This window comes from Cupriavidus sp. WGlv3, assembly GCF_023952475.1.
Taxonomy (GTDB): Bacteria; Pseudomonadota; Gammaproteobacteria; order Burkholderiales; family Burkholderiaceae; genus Cupriavidus; species Cupriavidus phytorum.
The window spans coordinates 1-780 of sequence record NZ_JALHRX010000117.1 but is presented as its reverse complement, the minus strand read 5'-3'; the positions used below and the strand labels follow the sequence as shown (position 1 = coordinate 780).

General features: G+C 58.7%; 1 protein-coding gene and 1 pseudogene. One reads left to right on the top strand and one right to left on the bottom strand.

The genetic code is table 11. The features are described from left to right. A pseudogene (locus MKD38_RS30745) lies at window positions 1-420 on the top strand (transposase); the annotation flags it as partial. Between the two features lie 97 nt (window positions 421-517). Here the strand turns inward: MKD38_RS30745 and MKD38_RS30740 are convergent. Continuing rightward, a partial coding sequence (locus MKD38_RS30740; protein WP_252669778.1) for a transposase domain-containing protein occupies window positions 518-780 on the bottom strand: 263 nt, incomplete at its 5' end.

The following is a 780-nucleotide window of genomic DNA, read 5'->3' as shown; positions in this document are numbered from 1 at the left end:
CTAGTAGAGAGCCTCGAGCGCCTCCACACCCACTACAAGTATATCGATGCACAGATTGCGGAGATCGACAAAAAACTCGTACGTTAGCTTGCCGCCGACGATTTTGGGCAGCGTCTAATGAGGATCCTGGCATTGGGGTTCATTACTGCGAGCGTGCTATCAGCAGGAGCGGGTGACGGAAAGCAGTACCGCAACAGCCGAGATTTTGCGGCATCGATTGGCGTTGTGCCACGTCAGTACGTGCAGGCGGGAGAGCCAATCCGCTGGGGATCAGCAAGCGAAGAGAAAAGAACACCCGACGGCTGCTCTTACAATGTGCGCGGTCGGCGCGTAGACACTAGAGCGTGGTGGCTTGCGCCTTGACCAACAAGCTAGCTCGAGGCATGGGCTATCGCTGCGAAGCACACTCCATTCGATGCTTTTAATCGCCGGCCAGCCGCTGCCTGCATGAAACAAGAGAAGTCAAGGTCCGGTCGTAACCGTCCGACGGTCAGCGTTCTTGACGAGAGGGTTACCTTTAGGTGGCGGTTGAGCGGATCTGCTCTGCGACGCGATTGACGGGGTGGTCGGCGATGCGCGCAATAACGTGGCTCAGGTAGGCCTCGGGGTCGAGACCGTTCAGCTTGGCTGAGGCCACCAGCGAATAGATAGCGGCGCCGCGTTCGCCGCCACTGTCGGAGCCGAAGTGCAAGTAGTTCTTTCGACCGAGAGCAACAGCCCGCAACGCCCGCTCCGCGGCGTTATTGTCGATCTCAACGCGACCATCGCTGGCATACAGCG